Consider the following 17,512-nt stretch of genomic DNA (forward strand, 5'->3'; position numbering starts at 1 on the left):
CCCCTCCCGCTTGCGGGAGGGGTCGGGGGAGGGGCTTCGGCCTCATCCGACGGCACGGGCGCGGCTATGTCAGTCCCTCCCCTAACCCCTCCCGCAAGCGGGAGGGGAATCAAGGTCGAGGCTGGGGCTTCGCTGGCGGCTTTCATATGGTTTCGGACTGGTGGGCCGGCGGAGACGCTAGTGCGACCCGATACTGCGAACGATCTGGCCGCGTATTTGCGGGATCTCGATCCTGCGACTCCAGTTCTACCCGTTGGAGTCGGCTCGAACCTGATCGTGCGCGATGGTGGCGTGCCGGGGGTCGTCGTGCGTCTCCCCAAGGCGATGGCGAAGGTTTCGGTTGAGGACGGCCGCGTTCGTGCGGGCGCGGGGGCGATGGGGATTACCGTTGCCAGTGCCGCGCGGGACGCTGGGATTGCGGGGATTGAGTTCTTGCGCGGGATTCCGGGGACGGTCGGCGGTGCGGTTCGGATGAACGCCGGCGCTTACGGCCGCGATGTCAGCGATATTCTGGTCGAGGCTACCGTGGTTACGCGGGAGGGTTCGGTCGAAGTCTGGTCCTCCGAGAAGCTCGGGTTCACCTACCGTCATTCGGACCTGCCGGCCGGCGCCGTGGTGGTCGAAGCGGTGTTCTCCGGCACGCCCGGCGAGCCTGCCGTGATCGGTGCAGAGATGGATCGGATCGCCGCCGAGCGCGAGGCTTCGCAGCCGCTCCGGTCGCGCACCGGGGGGTCGACGTTCAAGAATCCCGAGGGGCACAAGGCGTGGGCGTTGATCGACGCGGCCGGGTGTCGGGGGCTGACTCGCGGCGATGCGCAGGTCAGCGAGAAGCATTGCAATTTCCTGCTGAACCTCGGGGCCGCGTCGAGCGCGGAGATTGAGGCGCTGGGTGAAGAGGTACGGGATAGAGTGAGGGCGCATTCGGGGGTGACGTTGGAGTGGGAAATCCAGCGGGTTGGCATCGCTGCTCCCTCTCCCCTGCGGGGAGAGGGTCGGGGTGAGGGGCAGCCCAGCAGTGCTGCGCCCGCGCTTTCCACCAGCGATGCGGCCGGTGATGGCGGGCGCCCACCCCTCGGTCCCCTCCCGCATGCGGGAGGGGAGGCATGACGGGTCCACTTCACATCGCAGTCCTCATGGGCGGCTGGTCGGCGGAGCGTGAGGTTTCGCTGATGTCGGGCAATGGCTGTGCGGACGCGCTGGAGTCGCTCGGCCACCGGGTCACGCGGATCGATATGGGGCGGGATGTTGCCGCTCGGCTGGCAGAGGCTCAGCCCGATCTTGTGTTCAACGCTTTGCATGGGACGCCTGGCGAGGACGGTTCTGTGCAGGGACTGCTCGACCTGATGGGGTTGCGCTACACGCATTCGGGGCTCGCTACGTCGGTGATCGCGATCGACAAGGTGCTGACCAAGCTGCTGCTCGTCCCGGCGGGCGTGCCGATGCCGGGTGGGCGGATCGTCAAGTCGGCGGACCTGTTCGAGGGCGATCCGATGGCTCGGCCTTATGTTTTGAAGCCGGTCAACGAAGGTTCCTCGGTCGGGGTGGCGATCGTCACCGACAGCGGCAATTACGGCAATCCGATCGCGCGCGACAGCGTGGGCCCGTGGGGCGAGTTCGAGGAACTCCTTGCCGAGCCTTACATCCGAGGGCGCGAGCTGACGACGGCGGTGCTCGGCGGCAAGGCGCTCGGCGTGACCGAGTTGAAGCCCAAGAGCGGCTGGTATGATTACGACGCGAAATACACCGACGGGATGACGGTCCACGTCTGCCCGGCGGAGATCCCCGACGAGATTACCGATGCCTGCAAGAGCCTCGCGCTCGAAGCGCATCGGTTGCTCGGCTGCAAGGGCGCGTCGCGGTCGGACTTCCGCTGGGATGACGAGCGCGGCGTCGACGGGCTGTTCCTGCTCGAGGTGAATACGCAGCCGGGGATGACGCCGCTGAGCCTCGTCCCCGAACAGGCGCGGCATATCGGCATGAGCTATGCCGAACTAGTGCAGGCGATCGTCGACGAGGCGATCGCGGACCATCCTTCTCCATGAGCCGCACGATCAAGCGCGGTCCGCCGCCCAAGCGGCCCGCCCCGCGGCGTAAGGTCGCGGTCAAGAAGGTGTCGGTGATGGACCGGCTGGTCGGGATGCTCCCGGTCAGCGAGGACACGCTGAAGAAGATCGCGACGTGGTCGATCCTCGGCGCGGGCGGCGCGGTGGCGATCGCGGCGGCGACGTGGGTCGGCATTCCGGGGATGATCGGCGCGGCGGTGGCCGAGGGTGCCGGGCGCGCGGGCTTCAAGGTTGAGCAGATCGAGGTGACGGGTCTCAAGCGGATGGACCGGATGTCGGTCTATGCGGTCGCGCTGGAGGACAAGCAGAACCAGACGTCGATGCTGTCGGTCGACCTGGAGGCGGTGCGGCAGAAGCTCCTGCGCTACGGCTGGATCGCGGACGCGCACGTCTCGCGGCGGCTGCCGAACACGATGCTGGTCGATATCGTCGAGCGGACGCCGGCCGCCGTGTGGCAGGACAATGGGCAGTTGACGCTGATCGATTCTTCGGGCGTGCTGCTGGAGCCGGTGCAGCCGGATGCGATCCCGAATTTGCCACTGGTGATCGGGCCGGGTGCGGATCGGCAGGAGGCCTCGTACCAGATTCTGCTCGCCGCCGCACCGGCGCTGAAACCGCGCGTGAAGGCGGCGACCTGGGTCGGCAATCGGCGCTGGGACCTCACGTTCGAGAGCGGCGAGACGTTGGCGCTGCCCGAAGACGGTGCGCCGCGTGCGCTGGTGAAGTTCGCCGAGCTGGATGGGGCGCGGCCGCTGCTGGGGCGCGGCTGGATCCGGTTCGACATGCGCGATCCGACCAAGCTGGTCGCGCGCAAGCCGGGCGCAAGCCTGGCGCACAGCGTCGACGTGCCGGCACCGGCTAGTGCGCCGGAAACGGGCGAAAATACGACTATCCCGTCGCAAACGGCGGGCGCGAACGTAACGGGCGGGGAGGGATGACATGGCGAAGGTGGCACCGGAAGGGCTGATCACGGCGCTTGATATCGGGTCGTCGAAGGTTTCGGCGATGATCGCGCAGAAGGGGGACGGGGGCGAGCTGATCGTGCTCGGCACCGGCCAGCGCGAGAGCCGGGGCGTCAAGCGCGGCTATATCGCCGACATGGCGACGACCGAGGCGGCGGTGCGCGAGGCGGTCGAGCAGGCCGAGCGGATCGCCGGGATCAACATCGAGAATGTCTGGGTCGGCTTCTCGGCCGGCGGACTCGTGTCCGATGTCGCCGAGGTCGAGTTCGAGCTTGGCGGCCACCGCGTCGAGCAGCAGGATATCGATGCGTTGCTCGCCGCCGGGCGCAACTCGATCGATCCGCAGGGCCGCATGGTGCTGCACGCGCAGCCGGCGCTCTATACGCTCGACGGGCTGACGGGGGTCAAGACGCCGCTCGGGCTGCATGCCGATCGGCTCGGGGTGCACATCCATGTCGTCGCGGCGGACGGTTCGCCGGTGCGCAACCTCGATCTCTGCGTCCGGTCGGCGCATCTCGAGGTGAAGTCGATCATCGCCTCGCCGGTCGCCACCGGGCTTGCCTGTCTCAGCGACGAGGAGCGCGAGCTTGGCGTCGCGCTGGTCGAGATGGGGGCGGGGATCACCAACGTGTCGCTGTTCGCCGGCGGCATGCTGGTCGGTTTGACCTCGATCCCGATCGGCGCGCAGGACATTACGGACGACATCGCCAGCGCGTTCGGCACGCGGCGCCAGAATGCGGAGCGGATGAAGTGCTTCCATGGCTCGGCCAACGCCAGCCCGCGCGATAATCACGACATGATCCCGGTCATGCCGATCTCCGCGGAGGACGGCGCGGGCGAGGGGGCTCAGATCACCAAGGCGCAGCTGATCGGCGTGATCCGCCAGCGGCTCGAGCATCAGATGGGTGAAGTGCGCAACGCGCTCACCAAGCTGAAGTTCGAAGGGCCGGTCGGGCGTCAGGTCGTGCTGACCGGTGGTGGTGCCGAGCTGAAGGGCATCGCCGACTATGCGCAACAGGCGCTCGGGCGGTCGGTGCGGATCGGTCGACCGCGTGGCCTGACCGCGCTGCCGGAAGCGCATGGCGGACCGGCGTTCGCGACGCTAGCGGGATTGGCCTTCTACGCGGCGACCAACCCGATCGACCTTCGCGGGCTCGCGCCGCAGCGGACGACGGTGCATCGGCCAAAGGGTATGGGCATGATGCGCAAGTTGATTCAGGCGGCACGCGCGAATTATTAAGAGTTTCGAGGGCGCTGGCGTTATTTCGGCTGGAACAGGCCGTGACGTTGGTGCACACAGATTAATCAGGGGCCCGGCCGTAGCGTATCTACCGGGTTGTGCGGAGAACGGCGATGAGCATCGAATTCCTTAGTCCCGAAGTGGACGATCTGGCCCCCCGCATCGCGGTGATCGGCGTCGGCGGCGCGGGCGGCAACGCGATCGCCAACATGATGCGGGCCGACGTCCAGGGCGTCGACTTCCTCGTGGCGAACACCGACGCGCAGGCGTTGAAGCAGTCGACCGCACCGCAGCGGATCCAGCTCGGCACCAAGATCACGCAGGGTCTCGGCGCCGGCTCGCGTCCCGAGATCGGCCGTGCCGCCGCCGAAGAAACGATCGACCAGCTCGCCAAGATGCTCGAAGGCGCGCACATGTGCTTCATCACCGCCGGCATGGGCGGCGGTACGGGTACGGGCGCAGCGCCGGTCATCGCCAAGGCGGCGCGCGACATGGGCATCCTCACGGTCGGCGTCGTGACCAAGCCGTTCGCGTTCGAGGGCAACCGTCGCGCCAAGTCGGCCGAGGGCGGCATCGACGAGCTGCAGAAGTATGTCGACACGCTGATCGTCATCCCGAACCAGAATCTGTTCCTCATCGCCAACGCGAACACGACCTTCAAGGAAGCGTTCACGATGGCGGACGAGGTGCTCCAGCAGGGCGTCCGCAGCATCACCGACCTGATGGTGATGCCGGGCCTCATCAACCTCGATTTCGCCGACGTCCGCTCGGTGATGCAGGAGATGGGCAAGGCGATGATGGGCACCGGCGAGGCTAGCGGCGACAACCGCGCGCTCGAGGCTGCGCAGAAGGCGATCTCGAACCCGCTGCTCGAAGGCGTCAGCATGCGCGGCGCGAAGGGCGTCATCATCTCGATCACCGGCGGCGACGACATGCGCCTGCTCGAAGTCGACGAAGCCGCGAATCACATCCGCGACCTGGTCGATCCCGATGCGAACATCATCTGGGGTTCGGCATTCAACCAGGAGCTCGAAGGCAAGATCCGCGTCTCGGTCGTCGCGACCGGGATCGATGCCGATGCGCGTCCGCCGGAAGTCGCGCCCGAGCCGACCCGCTCGTTCAGCTTCGGATCGCGCAAGACCGACGAGAACACCTCGTTCCGTCCGAGCGAGCCTGCTTCAGCAGCAGTTGCACCTGTGCCGTCAACAGTTTCGGCTGAGGAAGAACCGCTCGACCTGACCGCATCGTCGGAAGTCGATCCATCGCACGACGAGGAACTCGTTCTCGGTGCGGAGACGATCGTGCCGCAGGCTCCGCAGCCCGCTCCGCCGCCGCCTGCCGCGCCGGCCTACCAGGCATCGCAAGCGGCACCCGCGCCGCGGAGCTATGCTGACGAGGCCTATGGTCGTGGTCCGATCGCACGGCCGGCGGCTTCTGCCGCACCCGCGCGTCCGCCGATCGCGGGCGCTGCGCCGGTGCCGACGCCGGCCGCCGACGAAGGTGGCGCGCGTCGTCGCTGGCTTGCGCCGGGCGCCGAGGCTGCGGCCGAGGCCGTGCCGCCCGCTCCCCGCGTAAAGCTGGGCGGGACGTTGTTCGAGCGCATGTCGAACGCAGCGCGTGGTGCGGCCAAGGAAGATGGCGAGTCCACCCCGCAGGATCCGCTCGACATCCCGCGCTTCCTGCATCGCCAGAACAACCAGTAAGACCGGGCGCCGTTCTCTCGCGTTGGCGGGATAGCGGCGCAAGGAGATCGGTTGGCAGGAGTAGCGATCTGTAGCAGCTTGCCACCCCGGCGAAGACCCGGGCCAAGTTAGGGCGGTTGATGTAACTAGGCGGCTTCCCTCGTTACAGCGTCGCCGAGATGGACCCCGCCGATCGCAGGAGAGGTGGCGTTTGGGAACGGGCGCTGCTCCAAGATCCTGGATACCGAAGCCGCAGATCGAAGCGTTCGCCCCTTGTCCGCTCCTCGGCGCTTCATTCGTCGCCGTCACGGGCCACTTCGCCGCGCTCGGGTTCGGCAGACATTGCCGGTTCGGTTTGGCTAGCGTCTAGACATATGGTTCTAATGACCCGTTCGCCCCACCATCTTCTGACTGCCGCGCTCGCGCTGGTGCTGGCCGCGATGCCGTGTACCGCGTCCGCGCAGGCGATCGTCCAGGCGATCCCTGGCACGACCGACGCGGACCGGCTCGGCGACGAGATGCGCAAGCTTGCGAGCAATCCGCGTGACGTCGATACTCTGATCCGCGCCGGCGACCTTTCGATGGGATTGGGCGATCTCAGCGGGGCCGCGGCATTGTTCGCGCGCGCCGAGAAGGTGGATCCCCGCGACGGCCGGATCAAGGCGGGGATGGGGTCGATCCTGGTTCGCTCGGAGCGGCCGGGCGAGGCGTTGCGCTATTATGCGCAGGCTGAGAGCCTGGGCCTCGACCCGCGCAAGTTCGCCGCCGACCGCGCCCTCGCCTATGATCTGATCGGGCAGCAGGACCGCGCGCAACGCGATTACCGCGTCGCGTTGCGCGATGCGCCGGACGACGAAACTTTACGGCGCTACGCGCTGTCGCTCGGGATTTCGGGCAAGACGGAGCTGGCGGTGCAGCAACTCGGTCCGCTGCTGACGAAGAGCGACCGGGGCGCATGGCGTGCGCGTGCATTCATCCTCGCGATGAACGGTGATGTGGCGGGCGCGGAGAAGATCGCGACCGTGATGATGCCGCGCGGGACCGCACAGGGCCTGCAACCCTTCTTCCAGCGTCTTCCGACCTTGCCGGCAAGCGACCGCGCCTTTGCGGTACATTTCGGCGAAGTCCATGCCACGCCCCAGCGCCTGGCGGATGCGCGGATGACGCCGCCCCTGGGCGTGCTCGCGGCCGATCCGACCGCGCCGGTGATGATGGCCGCGGTCCCGAGACCAGTCGTCGTCGCGAGCACCGCGAAGACCAAGCGCGATCGGCGTGCCAAGCCGGGTAGGGTCGAAATGGCCGCGACCACGCGGGTAGTCCCGACCACGGCGGCACCGGCGACGAACACCGTCGCGCCGATGCAGCTGGCGACGTCGTCGCCGCGAGTGGTGCTGGTCTCGCCCGCGCCGTCGACGGTAGCTCGGGGTACCACGCCGCAGCCGACCTATGTCGCGCCGACGGTCGTCGCTCAGACCGCAACCCGAACAACTGTGTTGCCTGAAACGGCGCGCACTACCACCGCATCCGTCGTCTCCCAGCCCCAAGCGCCGATCGCAGTCGCGCGGGTCGAGCCGGCTCCCGTGAAGACGTTGCCCGTGACGACGTTGCCGGCCACGAGTGTCGCGCAGACGGCGGCGGTACCCGTCAGGATCCAGTCCGAAAGCAACACGCGGGTGGCCAACTCGCTCGCCGCCGCCGCGGTGTCGTCTTCGGTTGCGCCGGGGGTTGCGGCTAACTCCGTGCAGTCGGCGCCGACCCTATTGGCGTCAGCGCAATCCCAGCCGGTCCAGCAAGCGTCGGTCCAGCAACCGCCGGTCCAGACCGTTCCTGTCCAGCAGGCCAGCGCCGCGCCGCTGCCGACCCCCGGCTTCTCCGCCGAAAGGTCGGCCCCCGTCGAGGTTGCCGCGGCACTGCCGCCGCGTGCCGTGGCGGGGAGCGAGGATTCGATCCTCGCGCGGATCGTAGCTGGGCTGTCGATCCCGGCGTCCGAGCTTGATGTCGCGCCGATGCATCCCGCACCGGCACCGGTGGTGACGCAGGCCGCGGTGTCAATGTCCGACGATGCCGAGCGCGTGCTGGCCGAGGCGAAGGCGAAGACCGAGCGTGACGCGGCGGCCAAGAAGATCGCGGCCGAAAAACTCGGTGCGGCTCAGATCGCAGCGGACAAGCTTGCCGCCGACAAGAAGGCCGCCCTCGACAAGAAGACCGCCGCGAAAAAGGCCATCGCCGACAAGAAGGCGCTAGCCGAGAAGAAGGCCGCCGCCGCCGAGAAGCTTGCCGCCGACAAGGCTGCCGCCGAGGAAAAGCGGATCGCCCGCGCGAATCCCGCGCGGACCTGGGTGCAGGTGTCGACAGGCGCGACCGAGGGCGATCTGCCCAAGGCGTGGAAGAAGGCGAAGGCCAAGGCGCCGACCGTGTTCGGCAGCCGCGGTGGCTGGACCGCGCCGTGGAAGGCGACCAACCGCGTGCTCGCCGGTCCGTTCAAGACCGAATCGGAAGCGCGGACCTTCGTCAATCAGCTCGCCAAGGAAGGCGTCCCGACGTTCACCTTCATCAGCGATCCGGGCGAAATCATCACGAAGTTGCCGGCCAAGTGAGCTACCGCGCGCCCTGGGCTTCGGACCCGGCGCGCAGCAAAGGACGGCTTCACGAGGAACAGAACGGGTCCGTCCGTGGCCCGCGCGATGCGTTCCAGCGCGACCGCGACCGGATCATCCACTCAATCAGCTTCCGCCGCCTGCGCCACAAGACGCAGGTGTTCATGGCCCCCGATGGCGATCATTTCCGCGTTCGCCTGACGCACAGCCTGGAGGTCGCGCAGATCGGCCGGACGATCGCGCGGACGCTGGCGCTGAACGAGGATCTGACCGAGGCGCTGTGTCTCGCGCACGACATCGGCCATCCGCCGTTCGGCCACGCCGGCGAGGATGCGCTGAAGGCGGCGCTGATGCCGTCTGTCGAAGACGGCGGGCAGGGCGGGTTCGACCATAACGGTCATACGCTGCGCACGCTGATGACGATCGAGCGGCCTTATCCCCTGTGGAACGGGTTGAACCTGACGTGGGAAACGCTCGAAGGGCTGGCCAAGCATAACGGGCCGGTGCAGCATCCGGGCTGGGCGCTGGCCGCTGCCGATGCCGAATACCCGCTCGCGCTCACCAGTTTCTCGTCGCTGGAGGCGCAGGTCGCGGCGATCGCCGACGATATCGCGTACGACAATCACGACATCGACGACGGCCTTCGCGCAGGATTGCTGACGCTCGACCAGATGCTCGCGGTGCCGCTGGTTGCGCGCGGCTGGGACGACGTGCGCCGCCGCTTTCCCGACATCGCACCGAAGCGACTGGTCGGGGAGCTCGTCCGCACGCAGATCGGCACGATGGTCAACGACCTGATCGCCGAGACGCGTCGTCGGATCGCGGCGAGTGGCGTGACGAGCGTCGACGACGTCCGCGATGCGGGGCAGTGCCTGGTCGGCTTCTCGCCTGAGATGCGCGAGGCGGAGCGCGACCTGAAGCGCTTCATGTACGCCAATCTTTATCATCATCCGCGGCAATTGGCGGCGGCGGACGCGGCGCACGGGATCGTGTCGGGGCTGTTCGCGGTCTATCGCGACGATCCGGCGACGATCCCCGAGGAATGGCGCGAGCGCTTGCCCACCGAGGATCCCGACCGCAGTCGGCATATCGCCGATTTCATCGCCGGCATGACGGACCGGTACGCCGTGTCACGGTACCGCGACCTGGTCGGCCCGATCGACCTGCCCGAAGGGTTCTGAGCGATTGATCCTCCCCCGCCAGGGGGAGGTGGCTGGCACTTGCCAGACGGAGGGGGAGGACGCGAAACCGCTGTTGTGCTTCGTCCCCCTCCGTCACCGTCGGCGCCACCTCCCCCTGGCGGGGGAGGATTTCTTCACAACGCAAAACGGCGGCCGGACCGAAGTCCGACCGCCGCTGCAATTTCCGAAAGCTAATTAGCTCAGCGCGTAACCGAAGCGATCCCACCGGCAGCGCCATTGGCTTCTGCGGTCTTGAACGCGACCGGGACGCCGCCCGAAACACCCGATACGCGGTCGCCGCGGACGATCAGGTGGAACTTCTGGCCCGACGGATAGCGATGGCCGTCGATGACCTGGCGGCCATGGTCCTGGGTGGAGGTATAGACGTACGTGCTGCCCTCGTGGACGAAGCTCTGCTTGGCTTCGCTGGCCATGCCGATCGTCGAGGTGAGGGCGGCGGCTGCTGCTGCGATGATCTTGATGGTGTTACGCATGATCGTGTCTCCCGCGGTGTGCGTTGAGCCGGCTCAGGGTGTGTACCAACTCTCGAATCGAGAAATATTGCAGTGCAGCATGAGTGGCAATTGCAAACCGATCCGTCGCGATTGCGCGGTACGCAACGACGAGACGAGGTCCGGCCGCGCCGAACGCCGGGGGCAGACATACTTCTGCGACATGCTGCGCGCATATCCGGGTCGAAGGAGAGTGACGTGCCGACTGCCAGTATCACGCTCAATCGCTTTGGCCTAGGGGCCCGGCCCGGCGATGCCATCGCCGGTGATCCGACCCGCTGGCTGCTCGCGCAGCTCGATCGTTTCACAGTGCGCCCCGCTGTGATCGCAGGTGCGCCATCGACGGGCGCGGTCGCAAGCGACCTGGCGGAATTCTACGCGAGGCAGAAGGCGATCGGCGTCGAGTTCGGCCCCCGAAAGCCGCGTCCCGCTCCACCGGCTACGATGGCCGCACCGGGGATGACGACCCCGCCGCCGGCCCCTGAGTCCGGCGCTGCGACCCTCCCGCCGGCGGCAGCGTCGATGGACGGAAATCCGGGTGACAGCGCGCGGCGCGAGGCACGGCGCGCGGCGGGGGTGAAAAGCGGTGCCGCGTACGGCGACGCGGTCACCGCGCGAACCATCGCGGCGCTCACCACCGACACGCCGTTCGTCGAGCGGCTCGTCCATTTCTGGGCGAACCACTTCGCGGTGTCGACCGAAAAGCTCGAGGTGACCGGGCTGGCCGGACCGATGGAGTTCGAGGCGATCCGCCCCCACGTGCTGGGCAGCTTCGCCGACATGCTGAACGCGGTCGAGCGCCACCCCGCGATGCTGCTGTATCTCGATCAGGCCGTCTCGATCGGTCCGGGGAGCGTCGTCGGTCTGCGCAGCGCGCGTCGTGGCAAGCGTCGCGGCGGGCTGAACGAGAACCTCGCACGCGAGATCATGGAATTGCATACGCTCGGCGTTCGCAGCGGGTATACGCAGGCCGACGTCACCGAGTTCGCACGCGCGATGACCGGCTGGACCGTCGCCGGTATCGGTCGCGGGCTCGGTGCGCGCGTGCAGGACGAGGCATCCGCCGCTCCGGGGGCATTCCTGTTCCTGGCCGACGTTCACGAACCGGGCGATCGCGTGATCCTGCGCAAGACCTATCCTGCGGCCGGCGAGGCGCAGGCGCAGGCGGTGCTGGCCGATCTCGCCGTCCATCCCGCCACGGCGGCGCATATCGCCACCAAGCTCGCGCGGCATTTCGCGGGCGATACGCCGCCACCGGCGATGGTCGCGCGGCTGCAGGCGGCGTTCCTGAAATCGGGGGGCGACCTGCCGACGGTATACCGTGCGCTGATCGCATCGCCCGAAGCTTGGGTGGCGGCGCCGGTGAAGTTCAAGTCGCCCTGGGAATGGTACGTCTCGACGTTGCGCGCGCTGGGCACGGCGACGGTCCAGCGCGGTGCCGTCGTCGGATTGATGAACCAGCTCGGCCAGCCGGTGTGGAAGCCGGGGCAGCCGGTCGGCTACGACGATATCGCCGCGGCCTGGGCCGGGCCCGATGCGATCCTGCGCCGGGTCGAGGCGGCGGAGCGGTTTGCGTCGCGTGCCGGGCCGGTCGATGCGCGCGCGCTAGCCCCGACGTTGTTCCCTGCCGCGCTCAGCCCTGCCACCGCGCAAGGTCTTGCGCGCGCGGAAAGCCCGGCGCAGGCGCTTGCACTGCTGCTCGTCGCTCCTGAATCGATGCGGAGATAGTCATGCTCGACCGTCGTTCCTTCCTCTCGACCGCCACGTTGGGCGTGCTCGCATCCGCATTTGCGCCGCGCATCGCCTTTGCCCGTGCCGCGACCGCCAAGCGGTTCGTGTTCGTCATCCAGCGCGGCGCGGCGGACGGCCTGGGCGTGATCGGTGCGATCGGCGATCCGGCGTTCGCGGGGTTGCGCGGCGATCTCGCGGCAGACTTCGCGACCGGGACGAAGCTGGATGCGATGTTCGCGCTGCATCCGGCGATGGTCGCGAGTGCGGGTCTGTATAAACAGGGCCAGGCCCTGTTCGCGCATGCGATTGCGTCGCCCTACCGCGATCGTTCGCATTTCGACGGCCAGAACGTGCTCGAGACGGGTGGCGTCAGTGCCTACCAAGTGCGCGACGGCTGGCTGAACCGGCTGCTCACGCTGTTGCCCGCGGATCAGGCACGCGCGATCGCGGTAGCGGCGACCGTGCCGATGGCGTTGCGTGGCCGGCGCGAGGTGTCGTCCTACGCGCCGTCGAACCTGCCCGATGCGTCGGACGACCTGCTGCAACGCGTGGCGATGCTGTATCAAGGCGACCAGCAACTGCACGCGCTGTGGAGCGAGGCGATGTCGACGCGTGCGCTGACCAGTGATCTGGCGCAGAACGATGGTCGCAGTGCTGCGGCGACGGGTGCGCTGGCCGCGCGGTTGCTCAAGCCCGACGACGGCGCGCGGATCGCGATGATCGAAACCGGCGGATGGGATACGCACACCGGCCAGCGCGGGCGGCTTGCTGCGCAGTTGAAGGGACTCGATGGCATGATCGCGGCGCTGCAGACCGGACTTGGGCCGTTATGGGCGGACACGATGGTGCTGGTCGCGACCGAGTTCGGACGGACGGTCGCGGTGAACGGTACCGGCGGCACCGACCACGGGACGGGCACCGCGGCGATGCTGTTCGGCGGCGCGGTAAAGGGGGGCAGGGTGGTTTCCGACTGGCCGGGATTGTCGCCTGCCGCGCTGTACGAGGCGCGCGACCTCAAGCCGACGATGCAACTCGACGCGTTCATCGGCGGCGCGGTGTCGTCGCATTTTGGTGTCGAGCCGGCGCGCGCGATGGCGGCGCTGTTCCCGGCGAGCGCGAAAAACGTGGCGATCGGACGGTTGGTTCGGGTTTAAAACGGGACCTCACCGTCAATCCCCTTCTGTTCCCTCGCGAACGCGGGGGCCCAGGATCTCGGGCGGTGGATGTGGTTTAGCTGGGCCCCCGCGTCCGCGGGGGAACAGTCATAGCATGCGCATGTGGCGGTTGAGGCCGGGCGGACGCTATCGAACATCCCTCCCACGGGATTAAAATTGAGCGCTGCGCCGCGATGGTCTAGAGCGCGCGTTTCCTTGACGTACCGGGACTGCCATGACGCTCTACACCCGTTTCGCCGCGCATATCGATGCGGCGCTCGACACGCTGACCGCGGCGGGCACGCTGCCGGCTGGGCTCGACCGCAAGAACGTCACGGTCGAGCCGCCGCGCGACACCAGCCACGGCGATCTTGCGACCAACGCCGCGATGGTGCTCGCAAAGCCCGCCAAGACCAATCCGCGCGTCCTCGCCGATGCGCTAGTCGTCGAACTGTCGAAGCTCGAGGACGTCGCCTCGGCGAGCGTCGCGGGCCCCGGCTTCATCAACATGAAGCTGACCGACGACGCCTGGCGCGCCGAACTGGCTGCGATTCCCGAGGCTGGCGCCGACTACGGCCGCTCGAAGCAGGGCGACGGGATCACGGTCAACATCGAGTATGTCTCGGCCAATCCGACCGGCCCGATGCACATGGGCCATTGCCGCGGTGCAGTCGTCGGCGATGCACTCGCCAGCCTGCTCGAATTCGCCGGTCACAAGGTAATCCGCGAATATTACGTCAACGATGCCGGCGGCCAGGTCGATGTGCTCGCGCGCTCGGTCCACCTTCGCTACCGCGAGGCGCTCGGCGAGACGATCGAGATTCCCGAGGGCCTGTACCCCGGCGACTATCTCGTCCCCGTCGGGCAGTCACTCGCGAAGGAATTCGGCGACCGCTATGTCGGCGCGCCCGAGAGCGAATGGCTCGCCATCTTCCGCACGCAGGCGGTCGCCGCGATGATGGTGATGATCCGCGCCGATCTCGCGCTGCTCGGGATCGAGCACGAGGTGTTTGCGTCGGAAGCCGAGCTCCAGGCCGCGAAGAAACCCGAAGCAGCCGAGGCGGAATTGCGCTCGCGCGATCTCGTTTATGACGGCGTGCTCGAAGCACCGAAGGGCGAGACGCCCGACGATTGGGAGCCGGTCGAGCTGCCGCTGTTCCGCTCCTCGCAGTTCGGCGACGACCAGGATCGCCCGATCAAGAAGTCGAACGGGTCGTGGACCTATTTCGGCGCCGATCTCGCCTATCACTTCCAGAAGAGCCAGAGTGCCGACCAGTTGATCGACATCTGGGGCGCGGATCATGGCGGCACGGTCAAGCGGATCATAGCAGCGGTGGCGGCGCTGACCGGCGGCAAGACGCGGTTCGACGTGAAGCTCGTCCAGATGGTCCGGCTGCTGCGCAACGGCGAGCCGGTCAAGATGTCGAAGCGGTCGGGCAATTTCGTCACGCTCGCCGATGTGGTGCGCGAGGTCGGCAAGGACGTCGTCCGCTTCACGATGCTGACGCGGCGGTCTGACGCGCAGATGGATTTCGACTTCGCCAAGGTGGTCGAGGCGTCGAAGGACAACCCGGTCTTTTATGTCCAATATGCGCACGCGCGAATCGCATCGCTGCATCGGCGCGCGGAAGAGGCGGGAATTACGCCGATCTCTGCCGATTTGTCCCGGCTTGATACGGACGAACTGGCGCTCGTGCAGCTTGCGGCGCAATTTCCACGGCTGGTCGAGATCGCCTCGACGGCACGCGAGCCCCACAGAATTGCCTTTTATCTCTACGACTTGGCAGCTGCATTCCATGCGCTATGGAACGTCGGCAACGACCGGCCCGATCGTCGTTTCCTGGTGGTCGAGGATCCGCAGGCGACCGCGGCGCGGCTCTTCCTCGCGTCCGCGATTGGGCAGATTATTCATAATGGCCTTGCTATCATGGGGGTCGAAGCGGTTTCGGAGATGAAGTGATGGCCGACGACATGGATCTGCGCGAGGAAGACCGGCTACCCTGGCTTGAAACGGTCGAGCCCGACGACACCGAAAGCGTCGGTATCGGCCGCGTGATCGCGCTCGTCGTGCTCGGTCTGGCGGTGCTCGCGGCGATCATCTTCGGCATCTACAAGTTGCAACAGCGCGCCCCAGCGGGTGACGGCCAACTGATTGCCGCGCAGGAAGGCGACTACAAGGTCAAGCCGGACGAACCCGGTGGTCTCAAGGTCAACGGCGAAGGCGACGCGGCGGTCGCGACAAGCGCCGGCAAGTCCGGCAACGGCGCGATCGATCTGCGCGGCGTGCCCGAAGCACCGATCGCCGGCAAGCGCGCGGCGGCGGTCAAGACGACCGAAGCGACCGGCCGCAATGCGGTTGCGCAGGTGCCTGCGTCGGGCGGCCGTCTGGTCGCGACCGCGCCGATCCAGGCGTCGCGATCGGCGGCCGCGCAAACGCCCGGCGGTGGATCGTTGGTCCAGCTCGGCGCTTATCCCAGCGAGGCCTCCGCCAATGCGGCGTGGACGACCATCTCGAAGCGGTTCGCTTATGTCGCCGCGCTTGGCAAATCGGTCCAGCCGGTCGCGTCGGGTGGGCGTACGCTGTACCGGTTGCGAGTGAATGCTGGCAGCGCCAACCAGGCCGCCGATATCTGCGGTCGGCTGCGCGTGGCCGGAGAAACCTGCTTCGTCGCCAGCTGATTCGAGCGATCAGATCCGAGAGGCATTCGAGGCTTCGGCCCCGCCTCTCGGATCGTGGCCGGAGAAACCTGCTTCGTCGCCAGCTGATTCGAGCGATCAGATCCGAGAGGCATTCGAGGCTTCGGCCCCGCCTCTCGGATCGATGATGGTGCCGTCGATCATGCCGCGGGCGTGCGGCGTCAGGCCACCTGCGGAAACCGCGCGTTCCACCAGGCTTCGAACCGCTCCCGTTCCACGTCGGCCATGTGCAGCCCGATTTTGCTTCGTCGGTCGAGCACGTCGGCGGGTGCTCGCGCCCATTCGCGGCTGTACATCCAGCGCGCTTCCACTTCCGTGAGATCATCGGCGAATATCTCGCCCAACGCAGCCTCGTCCGCGACGTCGGCCAGCAGGTCGCCGAGCAGCGTCCCGTAGGCGCGTGCCATGCGCTCGCTGCGTGCATCGCCTAGAAACGGCCAGCGCTCGCGTACCTGGACCAGGTATTTCGCAAAATCGGGGATATCGCCGCCGGGCAAAGCGCGCGATCGCGTCATCTGGCGCATGGTGATGCCCAACGGAGGGGCGATCTTCTCCAGCGCTTCTTCGGCGAGGTGGCGCGCGGTGGTGATCTTGCCGCCGAACACCGACAGCAACGGCGCGGCACCCGCGTCACCCTGCGTATCGAGTTCCAGCACGTAATCGCGGGTGACCGCCTTCGCTTCGCTGGCACCGTCGTCGTACAGCGGGCGCACGCCGGACCAGGTCGAGGTGACGTCGGCGGGGGTGATCTGGCGTTTGAAATGCTGGTTGGCGGCATCGCACAGATACGCGATCTCGCCGGCGTCGATCACCGCGTCCTCGGGGCGATCGACGGGGATGTCGGTGGTGCCGATCTCGGTCTGGCCCTGATACGGAATCGCGAAGACGATCCGGCGGTCGGCGAGTTGCAGGATATAGGCGTGGGTGCCGTCGTAGAGTTTCGGCACGACGATGTGGCTGCCCTTGACCAGCCGGACACCCGCGCTGGCGTTGATGCCGAGGCGGGCGAGCAGTTCTGCAACCCAGGGGCCGGCAGCGTTGACGAGTGCGCGCGCCGTGATGTCGCGGCCGTCGGAGAGCGTCGCGCGCCAGAGTTTGCCGTCGCGCCGGGCGCTGGTCAGCTCGGTGCGAACGGCGATCTCGGCGCCGTTGTCGTGCGCGTCGATCGCGTTGAGCACGGTCAGTCGCGAATCGTCGACGAATGCGTCGGAATAGACGAACCCGCGCGCGCCGCCCTTCAACGGCGCGGTGTAGGCGGTGTCGCTCGCGCGGAGTCCCCGCGACCGCTTCAGCGTCATGCGTCCACCGAGCCAGTCGTAGAGATACAGCCCGGCCCGGACCATCCACCATGGTCGCACCGCATTCTCGTGCGGCAGCACGAAGCGCAGTGGCCGGATGATGTGCGGTGCGGCCTTCACCAGGCGTTCGCGTTCGCGCAGCGCCTCGGCGACCAGCTTGAAGTCGTAATATTCGAGGTAGCGCAGACCGCCATGGATGAGTTTGGTCGAGGCGGACGAGGTCGCGCCGGCGAGGTCGCCTTTTTCGACGAGGAGCACGGAGAGGCCGTTCAGCGCCGCCTCGCGGGCGATCGCGGCGCCGTTGATCCCGCCGCCGACGATCAGAAGGTCATAACTTTGCATCATATCCCGCAGCATAGCCGTTTGGTAATGGCGGGCCTACCGACTATCTCTAT

12 protein-coding genes and 1 pseudogene are annotated in these 17,512 nt (G+C 67.5%); 11 read left to right on the forward strand and 2 right to left on the reverse strand.

The window, feature by feature from the left end; all coding sequences use genetic code 11:
- Nucleotides 1-66: 66 nt before the first annotated feature.
- From murB to O6Y00_RS07060, 7 genes and pseudogenes are all read left to right on the forward strand, one after another.
- A pseudogene (gene murB, locus O6Y00_RS07030) lies at nucleotides 67-966 on the forward strand (UDP-N-acetylmuramate dehydrogenase); the annotation flags it as partial.
- Nucleotides 967-1,103: 137 nt separating this feature from the next.
- Nucleotides 1,104-2,042 (forward strand): D-alanine--D-alanine ligase, encoded by a 939-nt coding sequence (locus tag O6Y00_RS07035; RefSeq protein ID WP_353441896.1) that lies wholly within the window; start codon nucleotides 1,104-1,106, stop codon nucleotides 2,040-2,042.
- Complete coding sequence (locus tag O6Y00_RS07040) at nucleotides 2,039-3,001, forward strand: cell division protein FtsQ/DivIB (RefSeq protein ID WP_353441897.1); 963 nt, start codon at nucleotides 2,039-2,041, stop codon at nucleotides 2,999-3,001. Before O6Y00_RS07035 ends, O6Y00_RS07040 begins: the two co-directional genes overlap by 4 nt.
- 1 nt (nucleotide 3,002) lies before the next feature.
- Nucleotides 3,003-4,265, forward strand: coding sequence for a cell division protein FtsA (gene ftsA, locus O6Y00_RS07045; protein WP_056051322.1), 1,263 nt, complete (start codon nucleotides 3,003-3,005; stop codon nucleotides 4,263-4,265).
- A 113-nt stretch (nucleotides 4,266-4,378) separates the two neighbouring features.
- Complete coding sequence (gene ftsZ / locus O6Y00_RS07050) at nucleotides 4,379-5,968, forward strand: cell division protein FtsZ (protein ID WP_353441898.1); 1,590 nt, start codon at nucleotides 4,379-4,381, stop codon at nucleotides 5,966-5,968.
- Between the two features lie 362 nt (nucleotides 5,969-6,330).
- Nucleotides 6,331-8,544: an SPOR domain-containing protein gene (locus tag O6Y00_RS07055; protein WP_353441899.1), complete on the forward strand. Its 2,214-nt coding sequence runs from the start codon at nucleotides 6,331-6,333 to the stop codon at nucleotides 8,542-8,544.
- On the forward strand, nucleotides 8,541-9,725 hold the full coding sequence (locus O6Y00_RS07060) for a deoxyguanosinetriphosphate triphosphohydrolase (protein WP_353441900.1): 1,185 nt from the start codon (nucleotides 8,541-8,543) through the stop codon (nucleotides 9,723-9,725). The genes O6Y00_RS07055 and O6Y00_RS07060 overlap by 4 nt, the downstream gene beginning before the upstream one ends.
- 200 nt (nucleotides 9,726-9,925) lie before the next feature.
- Here O6Y00_RS07060 and O6Y00_RS07065 read toward each other — a convergent pair whose 3' ends face one another.
- The gene (locus O6Y00_RS07065) at nucleotides 9,926-10,219 is read right to left on the reverse strand and encodes a hypothetical protein (RefSeq protein WP_353441901.1); all 294 of its coding nucleotides are present in this window, start codon (nucleotides 10,217-10,219) and stop codon (nucleotides 9,926-9,928) included.
- 216 nt (nucleotides 10,220-10,435) lie between these two features.
- Here O6Y00_RS07065 and O6Y00_RS07070 point away from each other — a divergent pair, with 216 nt between their 5' ends.
- The 4 genes from O6Y00_RS07070 (at nucleotide 10,436) to O6Y00_RS07085 (ending at nucleotide 15,801) form a co-directional block, all read left to right on the forward strand.
- Nucleotides 10,436-11,965 carry a DUF1800 domain-containing protein gene (locus tag O6Y00_RS07070; protein WP_353441902.1) on the forward strand — a complete coding sequence of 510 codons (1,530 nt, stop codon included), beginning with the start codon at nucleotides 10,436-10,438 and terminating at the stop codon, nucleotides 11,963-11,965.
- 2 nt (nucleotides 11,966-11,967) lie between these two features.
- Nucleotides 11,968-13,122: a DUF1501 domain-containing protein gene (locus O6Y00_RS07075; protein ID WP_353441903.1), complete on the forward strand. Its 1,155-nt coding sequence runs from the start codon at nucleotides 11,968-11,970 to the stop codon at nucleotides 13,120-13,122.
- 235 nt (nucleotides 13,123-13,357) lie between these two features.
- On the forward strand, nucleotides 13,358-15,082 hold the full coding sequence (gene argS, locus O6Y00_RS07080) for an arginine--tRNA ligase (RefSeq protein ID WP_353441904.1): 1,725 nt from the start codon (nucleotides 13,358-13,360) through the stop codon (nucleotides 15,080-15,082).
- A complete protein-coding gene (locus O6Y00_RS07085; RefSeq protein ID WP_353441905.1) occupies nucleotides 15,082-15,801 on the forward strand; it encodes an SPOR domain-containing protein in 720 nt (239 codons plus the stop codon). Before argS ends, O6Y00_RS07085 begins: the two co-directional genes overlap by 1 nt.
- A 179-nt stretch (nucleotides 15,802-15,980) precedes the next feature.
- Here the strand turns inward: O6Y00_RS07085 and glpD are convergent, their stop codons facing one another.
- Nucleotides 15,981-17,474 (reverse strand): glycerol-3-phosphate dehydrogenase, encoded by a 1,494-nt coding sequence (gene glpD, locus O6Y00_RS07090; protein WP_353441906.1) that lies wholly within the window; start codon nucleotides 17,472-17,474, stop codon nucleotides 15,981-15,983.
- Between the last annotated feature and the right edge of the window lie 38 nt (nucleotides 17,475-17,512).

This window comes from Sphingomonas faeni, assembly GCF_040407565.1.
In the GTDB taxonomy this organism is placed as follows: Bacteria; Pseudomonadota; Alphaproteobacteria; order Sphingomonadales; family Sphingomonadaceae; genus Sphingomonas; species Sphingomonas faeni_F.

Excerpts from the sequence above, each read along its gene's own strand:
- O6Y00_RS07035 (WP_353441896.1), top strand. The coding sequence starts at position 1,104 with ATGACGGGTCCACTTCACATCGCAGTCCTCATGGGCGGCTGGTCGGCG.
- O6Y00_RS07040 (WP_353441897.1), top strand. The coding sequence starts at position 2,039 with ATGAGCCGCACGATCAAGCGCGGTCCGCCGCCCAAGCGGCCCGCCCCG.
- ftsA (WP_056051322.1), top strand. The coding sequence starts at position 3,003 with ATGGCGAAGGTGGCACCGGAAGGGCTGATCACGGCGCTTGATATCGGG.
- ftsZ (WP_353441898.1), top strand. The coding sequence starts at position 4,379 with ATGAGCATCGAATTCCTTAGTCCCGAAGTGGACGATCTGGCCCCCCGC.
- O6Y00_RS07055 (WP_353441899.1), top strand. The coding sequence starts at position 6,331 with ATGACCCGTTCGCCCCACCATCTTCTGACTGCCGCGCTCGCGCTGGTG.
- O6Y00_RS07065 (WP_353441901.1), bottom strand. The coding sequence starts at position 10,219 with ATGCGTAACACCATCAAGATCATCGCAGCAGCAGCCGCCGCCCTCACC.
- O6Y00_RS07075 (WP_353441903.1), top strand. The coding sequence starts at position 11,968 with ATGCTCGACCGTCGTTCCTTCCTCTCGACCGCCACGTTGGGCGTGCTC.
- argS (WP_353441904.1), top strand. The coding sequence starts at position 13,358 with ATGACGCTCTACACCCGTTTCGCCGCGCATATCGATGCGGCGCTCGAC.
- O6Y00_RS07085 (WP_353441905.1), top strand. The coding sequence starts at position 15,082 with ATGGCCGACGACATGGATCTGCGCGAGGAAGACCGGCTACCCTGGCTT.
- glpD (WP_353441906.1), bottom strand. The coding sequence starts at position 17,474 with ATGCTGCGGGATATGATGCAAAGTTATGACCTTCTGATCGTCGGCGGC.